Here is an 8,008-nt window from a genome sequence, read left to right as displayed (position 1 = left end):
CGCGCCGGCGCCGAGCGCATGGCGGCGCGCGTTGAGGTCGGACGAGGCGGCCTGCGCTTCGGTGAGCTCCGCCTCGGCGGCGGCGAGCGCCCTGCCCGCCTCCTCCTCGCGCGCACGAGCCTCGGCGGCGAAGTCGCCGGCGCCGTCCAGCGCCTCGACGAGGGTTGCGTCTTCAGCAGCCAACCGCTCGAGGACCGAGGCGGCGTCGGCGATCAGCGCCTGCTCGCGCTCGAGGTCGCGGGCGAGCTGGGCCGAGCGGCGCTCGAGTTCGGCCTCGCGCGACGCCGCGCGCTTCTCCTCGGCCTCCAGCGCGTCCCGGGCGAGCGTGATGCGCTGGAGCGCTGCGGCGCGGCGGGCCTCCTCTTCGCGCAATCCCGGCAGCTCGGCGGCGGCGAGCGCCTGAAGGCGCGCGGCCTCACCCTGGGCGCGGGTATGCTCGGCGACGTCGAGCAGGTCGGCGTCGAGTTTCTTCGCCGCCTCGGCGAAGGCGGACTCGGCCTCGCGCCAAGCGATGAGATGGGCCAGCGCCTCGCTCTTGCGGATGTCGGCGGCGAGGTTGCGGTAGCGGCTCGACTGGCGAGCCTGGCGCTTCAGGCTGTCGACCTGCACGTCGATCTGCTTCAGCACATCCTCGACGCGCAACAGATTGTCTTCCGCACCCTTGAGGCGAAGCTCCGCCTCGTGGCGGCGCGAATGCAGGCCGGAGATGCCGGCGGCTTCTTCGAGGATCAGGCGGCGGGCCTGGGGCTTGGCGGCGATGATCTCGCCGATCTGGCCCTGGCGGACGAGCGCGGGCGAACGCGCGCCGGTCGAGGCGTCGGCGAACAGAAGCTGCACGTCGCGGGCGCGCACCTCCTTGCCGTTGACGCGATAGGTCGAGCCGGCCTCGCGCTCGATGCGGCGCGTGACCTCGATCGCCTCGTGCTCGTTGAAGGCGGCCGGGGCGCGATGGTCGGAATTGTCGAGCAGAATGCCGACCTCGGCGATGTTGCGCGACGGCCGCTTGCCGGAGCCGGAAAAGATCACCTCGTCCATGCCCGAGGCGCGCATGGCCTTGAACGAGTTTTCGCCCATCACCCAGCGCAGGGCCTCGACCAGATTGGACTTGCCGCAGCCGTTCGGGCCGACGACGCCGGTGAGGCCGGGCTCGATCTTGAACTCCGCGCTGTCGCAGAAGCTCTTGAAGCCGGTGAGGCGCAAGCGCTCGAATTTCATCCTAAGCCTTGTCGTCGCGGCGGCGCCGACCGTCCCTTCTCCCCGTGGGCGGGGAAATGGTCAGGGCGAGGGGCGGGGCGAGCGGCCGCGAGCTGCCCATCGCCAAGCCATTCAGCCCTGCCCTCTTTCTGCTTTTTTGGCCGGGAAAGGGGGATCCACGCCGAACGAATCAAATAAATGCGCAAGCGTCCCGGAGCGGGACAGGGATTAGCGGCCATATCGGGGCGGCGCAATCAACCCTGGCGGAGCAAAAAACCTGTGCGAAACGGCGTCATTTCGCCGCTGGGGCGAGGATTTCATCAAATTTCTCAAGCGGCTGCTCGCCAGCGAGGCGTTTGCCGGCGACGAAGAAGGTCGGCGTCGAGTTGACTCCGAGCTTTGTCGAGGCCGCCTCGCGCATGCCTTTCACCGCATCGAACAGCTTCTGATTCTTGAGGCAGGCGTCGACGTCCGCCGCTGTCACGCCTGCGGCGACGGCCTCGACCTTCAGATGGTCGAGCGGCTTGTCGGCGAATGCCCAGCTGGCCTGGCGGTCGAACAGCCGGTCCACGATCGCGTCGCGCTTTTCCGGGCCGGCGCACCGCGCGACCATGAAGGCGGCCAGGGCGAGGCCGTCGAGCGGAAACTCGCGCAGCACGAACTTCGCCTTGCCCGTATCGACGTACTTCGCCTTGAGCTGAGGCCACACGTCCTTGTGGAAGGCGGCGCAGTGGCTGCAAGTGAGCGAAGCGTATTCGATGATGGTCGCCGGCGCGTCCGCCTTGCCCTCGACAATGTCGGGCAAAGCCTGGGGAGCGTCCAGCGCCGCGGTCTCGGCGGGCGTGAGCGGTTCGGCGCCGGCGGGGGACGTGACGGCGCTGACAGGGGCCGGCGCGACCGACGACAAGACGGCGAGGAGTCCGGCGGCGAGGCCGGCGTGTCGGAGACGGCGCGGAAGGAAGGACATGAAGCGGCTCCGGGGCGGCGGGGACGGGGCCGGACCGTATCGCGCGCGCGAGGGCGCCGCAATTGGGAGGTCTCCGCCGCGTCCCATCCACGTGGAAATCGCCCCCTTCGGGCTTGCGTCGCAGGCGCAGAAGGCGTGGCGATGATGGCAAGGGGTTGCCGAGATAATTCCGTTATTCGAAAGTTTTGCCTCCCATTAATTTTCCTTTTCAGAAATACAATGCTATCGCGACAGCCTTCGGCCGCCCTCGCGAAGTCCGCGAGGCAGGCCTCGGGAAAGGGTATTGTCATGATCGATCCGGTTCAGGCGGCGGAGTGGGTTGCGGCGGGTCGCGCGGTGCTGGAGCTGATGCGTTCGGCTTCGGCGCTCCTGCCGAAAGGCCGCGACCGCGACGTCATCGCGCGGCGGCTCGACGAGGCGGATGTCGCCCTGGAACTCTCCAATGCAAGACTGGCCCGCGACCTCGGCTATCCCCTCTGCCGGTGCGCCTTTCCGCCAAAGCCGATGCTCTGGGACAATTCTCGCGGCGCCTTTACTTGCCGTGATCCCGGGTGCGGGCGGATCGAGGGCGCGGAGTGAGGCGCTGCAGGTGTCCGGCTCGCCCGGGATTCGCGACCGGCGAACCCGTCCGTCGCAGGCTGATGCGGGCGACGGGCGCAACCGGCGGCTCCCGCATGAGGCGCGCGAACGCCAGCGGCGGCTATCACCATGGCGCCCTCAGGCAGGCGCTGATCGCGGCGGCCGTCGCGGAGATCGGCCATTGCGGCGTCGAAGCGCTGAACCTGCGCCGGCTGGCGGCGCGCGTCGGGGTCACGTCCGGGGCGCCGTACCACCATTTCGCCGATCGGGAGGCGCTTGTCCGAGAGATTGCTAACGAGGGCTTCCGGCGGCTGGAGCACGACCTGATCGAAGCGCGGGACGCGAACCCCGAGAATCCCGGCGCGCGCCTCGAGGCGCTGGGCCGCGCCGACATCGGTTTCGCCATCGCAAATCCTGGATATTTTCGCGCGATGTTTCACGGCGACGCAAAGGCGTTGGGGCCGACCGAGCCGGGGCTACGCGCGTTCTAGCAACTCACGGACGCCGTCGTCGCTTGCCAGGAGGCGGGCGCGGCGCCCGAGGGAGACCCCGCGGGGCTCGTCATGACGGCGTGGTCGACGGTCCACGGGTTTGCAACGCTCTGGGTCGACGGGGCGCTGCCGTTTGAGGGCATGAACCCTGCGGAGATGGCCCCTCGGATCGGGCGCACGATCGCGCAAATGTTCGCCGCGCTCGCGCGCGAGACCCGAGAGTCCAGAGCGAGGGACAAGGCTTGAGCCCAGCCCTCGCAGCGCTGTTCGATCTGGCGTAGTCTCCCGGGCAGAAGGAGGAACGCCCGATGTCCCGCACGTCGATCCCGAGCGCGAGCGCGCTTCTGCTGGCCCTGATTCTGCCGGTTGCGGCGCACGCCGACTCCGGCCGGCCCGACGCGAACGTGATGCCGGTTCCACCCGGTGGGACGCGGGAGCAGGTCCTGCTCGGCGACAAGATCTTCCACGGCGAGGCGGCCGGCGGGAAATGCGCCGAATGCCACGGCGCCGACGCCAAGGGCACCGCCAACGGCAATGACCTGACGCTGGGCATGTGGATCTGGGGCGACGGCAGCGTCTCCGCGATCAAGGCGACCATCGGCCACAACATGAAGATGGCGCCCGGCATGGACGGCCGCCTGACCCCGGCCGACGTCGACGCCGTGGTCGCCTACGTCTGGGCGCTTGGGCATCAGAAGAACTGACGCGCCGAGCGCCGGACAGAGAGCGACGGGCGCAAGGGACCTGCCGTCTCCCGCTCGATCTGTTCGACGTCATCGACGCAAGAACGGCGGCCGGCGCGGCGATGCTGCGCCTGCTGGTCAAGCTCCTTTTTGGGCGCGCAGCGTGACGGACGAATTTGCAACGCTTGTCGCGCCCGAATGAATCGGTCATGAGGCGAATCGAGCCGTCGGCAAACCGGCGGCGATTCGGACGCAAATTCATCGGGGGCGTATTCCATGACCTTCTGCGCGCAATTCCTCCAGTGCCGGCGTGCGGGCGCTGCGCTCGCCGCCCTGTTCGCGCTCGCCGGCTGCGCCATGAACCCGATCCCGACCGAGGTCCCCAACGCCCAAACGATTGCCGGGATCGAGCCGTCCGGCCATGTCATCCTGACGGAAATATTCGCCGGCGGCGCGGGCGTCGGCACGGGCGCGCTGACGTTCAAGGGCAAGACCTATCCGTTCAAGCTCGTCGGCACCGTGATCGGACCGGGCGCCGTCGAGAAACTCGACGTCGCGGGCGAGGTCTACAAGCTCGACGACGTCAAGCAGTTCTCCGGTCCCTATTCGCAGGGCACCGGCGGCATTGGGCTCGAAACCTCAGGCAAGGGCGATCTCTGGCTCGAGAACAAGGCCGGCGTCGTGATGCACCTCGTCGGGACCCAGACCGGCGCGGCTTTGAGCCTCGGCCGGGACGAGATTCTGATCGAGGTCGAGAAGAAGTAGTCGAGGTCGAAATCCCTCTTGCTCTTGCCGCTCGGGCCGGATTGCGCGATGACCGGCGCACACTGGATCGATGGGCGAAGGTCATGACCGCCACAGCCAATAATCTTGCGTCCGCCGCAGCCGCGGTCCTCGGCCTCTTCGCCCTGGCGGGCTGCGCGACGCCGCCCGCCGTCGTCCCGACCGCGGCCGACATCCACGGCCTGAAACCCTCGGGCAAGGTCGCGATGACCCAGGTGTTCATCTCGGGCACGGGACTCGGGACGGGAACGCTGACCTTCAAAGGCAGGAACTACCCCTTCACGCTGACCGGCGAGCTCAACGGGCTCGGGGCGCTGTCCGGCATCCAGGGCGCGGGCGACGTCTACAATCTCAGGGACGTCTCGCAATTCGCCGGGGCATACATCCAGGGCGCGGGGCCGCTGGCTGTCGGCTCCCTGCCGGGCGAGATCTGGCTGAAGAACACCAGTGGCGTCATCGTCCGCCTCTACGGCCAGCAGAACGGAATCACGATCAGCTCCGGCCGCTACGAGATCTTCGTGCAGCTCGGCGGCTAGGAGCGCCCCGCTCGGGGGGCGGCCGCCGCGACAGCGTCGAAGCGCAGCCCCGCGCGCGTACTGTCGCTAAACCGTCATCAAGCGTACATACTTCGTCTTCTACGATCAACGTCGTAACGCCGGACGAGTGCGCAAATGGATATGAACGTCACTGAAACCGCCGAGGGCGTGACCCACGTCGCGCTCGACGGCCGCTTCGACATCGCGGGGGCGCAGGAGGTCGACGGACGCTTCGCGGAGGTTGCTGAGAAGGCCAAGATCCTGGTCATCGACCTCTCCAAGGTGTCGTTCCTCGCTTCGCTCGGCGTGCGCACGCTGATGGTCAGCGCCAAGACGATGATCCGGCGCGGCGCCTATATCGCCGTGGCCGGGGCCAACGAAGGGGTCGAGAAGGTGCTGCGCCTCACCGGCTTCGACGAGCTCGTCGGCCTTTATCCGGATACCGCGGCGGCGGCGGCGGCGTTGACTTCCCGCGCCAAAGAATTCGAGAGCCGCAAGTCGTAGTCGACAAGGCAAGGTCGATGCGCTCCCGCGACTTCCCCGGCACAGTCAAGGCGGCGGCGGACGCGGAAGCCTGGCTCGCCAGCGAATCGGGCGCCCTCGGCCTTGCCGGGGACACGACCTTCGCGATAAACCTCTGCGTCGAGGAGCTGTTTCTCAACGCAGTCAAGCATGGCCACGCCAACAAAGCGACGATCTCCATCTGGACCGAGCCCGACGGGGCCCGGCTTGAATTTGTCGACGACGGGCAGGCGTTCGATCCGACCGCCGCCCCGGCGAAGCGCCTTCAGGGGCCGGGAACGGATTTCGAGATCGGCGGCTTCGGCACTGGGCTCGTGCAGAAGTTCACGCGCCGCATGACCTACCGTCGTGCTGAGGGCGCCAATCGACTGGTCCTCGAATTTGACGCCGGGCCCAACAAGAACCCCGATTTGAGGGCTGTTTCCGCAGAATGAAAGATCTGTCTGCGCTGAGGTCGACCATCCGGGCGACCAGCGCGTTCCGTCAAATCACCGAAGACGACGTCTCCTATCTGATCGAAGTCGGCGAGCTGAAGACTTACGGGCCGGACGCCGTCCTGATGGTTCAGGGCGAGGAGTCGCATGACGCCGCGCTGATTCTTGGCGGTACGGTGACGGTCATCGCCGACAGCGCACGGGGCCAAATTCCGATCGCGACCCTGGAGGCGCCGTGCCTCGTCGGCGAGCTTGGCGCGCTGGCCCACCTGCAGCGCTCGGCGACTGTGCGCGCGCGCACGGCAGTCACGGTTCTGCGCATCGGCCGCTCCGCGCTTGCCGAAGTCGCGCGCACGACGCCGTCGCTGCTGATCGACGTCATCGGGCGGATGGGCGATCGGCTACGCCGCTTCAACGGGGCGATCGGCCTCTATACCCATGCGCTCGAGGCGCTGGAGCGGCACGAATTCGATCCGGCGCTGATGGACGAATTGCGCAATCCGCTTCCGGACCTCGCAGACTTCGGCTACACCTTCGGGCGCATTGCCGAGCAGATCCTGCTGCGCCGCCAGCGCAGCGATGAGATGGCGAGCGCGGCGGTGATCCAGCGCGCGCTCCTCCCGAAGCCCGCGGAATTCGCTGCCGACACGGGAGTCGACGCTTCCGCCTCGATGAACGCGGCGCGCGACGTCGGCGGCGACTGGTTCGAGCTTGTGCCGCTCGACGACGGGCGCGTCGCCGTCGGGGTGGGCGACGTATGCGGCAAGGGCGTCCCAGCCGCCCTGTTCACCGGCATCACCAAGACGCTCATCCGAATCAACCTGCGCGAGACGCCAGATCTGCCCGGCGCGATTCTCAAGGCCAACGCCTATCTCGCCAACAACAATGCGGCGGAGCTGTTCGCCACTCTCCTTTACGCCGCCTTCGATCCGCCAACGGGAGAGGTCGAGTTGGTGAGTTGCGGTCACCTGCCGGCCCTCGTGCGCCGCGCTTCCGGCGCAATCGAAAAGCTGTTGGGCGGCGGGCTGCCGGTCGGACTGTTCGAGACCCTGAAGCCGAGAATGATGCGAGCCGAGTTGGCGCCGGGCGACCTCATGCTTCTGTACACCGACGGCGTGACGGAGGCGGAGGACGAGGCGAACGTCGAGTTCGGCGAGGACAGTCTCGCCAAGCTCCTCACCCTGGGTGAGGCTTGTGGCGCGGCGGAGTGGGTCGCCCGGGTGGAGGACGCCGTGCGCGAGCATTCTCACGGGCGCCCGCAATTCGACGACATCACCTGCGTCGCCCTGGCGCGTTGAAACAGGAGACGCGGTCGATAGCCGTTGACGGGCGCCTCCATGGACGCCCGATGGATCGCGGCGATGACGGGCCGCTCAGAACTCGACCTCCAGTTCCTCGATCTCGTCCTTTTCGGCGAGCGCGCCCTCGCGCCACTCCTTCATCGCCGGCAGGTCCCAGATGCGGTCGGCATAGGCCTTTAGCTCCGAATCGAGCTTGACGCCGTAGGTGCGGAAGCGGCTCACCACCGGCGCGTACATCGCATCGGCCATCGAGATCTTGCCGAACAGATAGGGGCCCCCATAGGCTTCGAGGCACTCGCGCCAAATCGTCTTGATCCGCTCGATATCCCCCTCGGCCTTCGACCAGATCTTGAAATGGGCAATCTCGGCCTTGATGTTCATCGGCAGCGCCTGCCGGAGCGAGACGAAGCCCGAATGCATCTCGCCGCAGACCGACCGGCAATGGGCGCGCATCGCCTGATCCTTGGGCAGTAGGCCTGCCTTCGGCGCAACTTCGTTGAGGAACTCGCCGATCGCCA

Annotated in this window: 11 protein-coding genes and 1 pseudogene; 9 read left to right on the top strand and 3 right to left on the bottom strand. The window is 67.7% G+C overall.

The genetic code is table 11. The annotated features are described in order from the left end of the window. Positions 1-1,215, bottom strand: a 1,215-nt coding sequence (locus ACLP25_RS30735; protein WP_442472882.1) for an AAA family ATPase, incomplete at its 3' end; no start/stop codon positions are given. Between the two features lie 271 nt (positions 1,216-1,486). Then, positions 1,487-2,161: a DsbA family protein gene (locus ACLP25_RS30730; RefSeq protein ID WP_442472881.1), complete on the bottom strand. Its 675-nt coding sequence runs from the start codon at positions 2,159-2,161 to the stop codon at positions 1,487-1,489. A 288-nt stretch (positions 2,162-2,449) separates the two neighbouring features. Between ACLP25_RS30730 and ACLP25_RS30725 the strand changes: the two genes are divergently transcribed. The 9 genes and pseudogenes from ACLP25_RS30725 (at position 2,450) to ACLP25_RS30685 (ending at position 7,487) form a co-directional block, all read left to right on the top strand. Further along, on the top strand, positions 2,450-2,740 hold the full coding sequence (locus ACLP25_RS30725) for a hypothetical protein (protein ID WP_442472880.1): 291 nt from the start codon (positions 2,450-2,452) through the stop codon (positions 2,738-2,740). A gap of 95 nt (positions 2,741-2,835) precedes the next feature. Next, complete coding sequence (locus ACLP25_RS30720) at positions 2,836-3,231, top strand: TetR/AcrR family transcriptional regulator (protein ID WP_442472879.1); 396 nt, start codon at positions 2,836-2,838, stop codon at positions 3,229-3,231. A 15-nt stretch (positions 3,232-3,246) separates the two neighbouring features. After that, a pseudogene (locus tag ACLP25_RS30715) lies at positions 3,247-3,477 on the top strand (TetR-like C-terminal domain-containing protein); the annotation flags it as partial. 62 nt (positions 3,478-3,539) lie between these two features. Next, positions 3,540-3,935, top strand: coding sequence for a c-type cytochrome (locus ACLP25_RS30710; protein WP_442472878.1), 396 nt, complete (start codon positions 3,540-3,542; stop codon positions 3,933-3,935). Between the two features lie 255 nt (positions 3,936-4,190). Beyond that, the gene (locus ACLP25_RS30705; RefSeq protein WP_442472877.1) at positions 4,191-4,679 is read left to right on the top strand and encodes a hypothetical protein; all 489 of its coding nucleotides are present in this window, start codon (positions 4,191-4,193) and stop codon (positions 4,677-4,679) included. Between the two features lie 83 nt (positions 4,680-4,762). Next, positions 4,763-5,233 carry a hypothetical protein gene (locus ACLP25_RS30700; RefSeq protein WP_442472876.1) on the top strand — a complete coding sequence of 157 codons (471 nt, stop codon included), beginning with the start codon at positions 4,763-4,765 and terminating at the stop codon, positions 5,231-5,233. 135 nt (positions 5,234-5,368) lie between these two features. After that, entirely contained in the window at positions 5,369-5,737 is a 369-nt protein-coding gene (locus tag ACLP25_RS30695; RefSeq protein WP_442472875.1) for an STAS domain-containing protein, read from the top strand. A gap of 17 nt (positions 5,738-5,754) precedes the next feature. Further along, complete coding sequence (locus ACLP25_RS30690) at positions 5,755-6,189, top strand: ATP-binding protein (protein ID WP_442472874.1); 435 nt, start codon at positions 5,755-5,757, stop codon at positions 6,187-6,189. Further along, on the top strand, positions 6,186-7,487 hold the full coding sequence (locus ACLP25_RS30685) for a PP2C family protein-serine/threonine phosphatase (protein ID WP_442472873.1): 1,302 nt from the start codon (positions 6,186-6,188) through the stop codon (positions 7,485-7,487). The genes ACLP25_RS30690 and ACLP25_RS30685 overlap by 4 nt, the downstream gene beginning before the upstream one ends. A gap of 75 nt (positions 7,488-7,562) precedes the next feature. Here the strand turns inward: ACLP25_RS30685 and ACLP25_RS30680 are convergent. After that, positions 7,563-8,008 (bottom strand): glutathione S-transferase C-terminal domain-containing protein (locus ACLP25_RS30680; protein WP_442472872.1); only part of this gene is annotated, 446 nt, incomplete at its 5' end.

The organism is Roseiarcus sp., assembly GCF_052145395.1.
GTDB lineage: Bacteria > Pseudomonadota > Alphaproteobacteria > Rhizobiales > Beijerinckiaceae > Roseiarcus.
Note: the sequence above shows the minus strand (reverse complement) of the source record. Positions and strands in the feature narration are given on the sequence as shown.

Bases quoted from the DNA above. Each gene is read 5' to 3' on its own strand.
- ACLP25_RS30730 (WP_442472881.1), bottom strand. From the start codon at position 2,161: ATGTCCTTCCTTCCGCGCCGTCTCCGACACGCCGGCCTCGCCGCCGGA.
- ACLP25_RS30725 (WP_442472880.1), top strand. From the start codon at position 2,450: ATGATCGATCCGGTTCAGGCGGCGGAGTGGGTTGCGGCGGGTCGCGCG.
- ACLP25_RS30720 (WP_442472879.1), top strand. From the start codon at position 2,836: ATGAGGCGCGCGAACGCCAGCGGCGGCTATCACCATGGCGCCCTCAGG.
- ACLP25_RS30710 (WP_442472878.1), top strand. From the start codon at position 3,540: ATGTCCCGCACGTCGATCCCGAGCGCGAGCGCGCTTCTGCTGGCCCTG.
- ACLP25_RS30705 (WP_442472877.1), top strand. From the start codon at position 4,191: ATGACCTTCTGCGCGCAATTCCTCCAGTGCCGGCGTGCGGGCGCTGCG.
- ACLP25_RS30700 (WP_442472876.1), top strand. From the start codon at position 4,763: ATGACCGCCACAGCCAATAATCTTGCGTCCGCCGCAGCCGCGGTCCTC.
- ACLP25_RS30695 (WP_442472875.1), top strand. From the start codon at position 5,369: ATGGATATGAACGTCACTGAAACCGCCGAGGGCGTGACCCACGTCGCG.
- ACLP25_RS30690 (WP_442472874.1), top strand. From the start codon at position 5,755: ATGCGCTCCCGCGACTTCCCCGGCACAGTCAAGGCGGCGGCGGACGCG.
- ACLP25_RS30685 (WP_442472873.1), top strand. From the start codon at position 6,186: ATGAAAGATCTGTCTGCGCTGAGGTCGACCATCCGGGCGACCAGCGCG.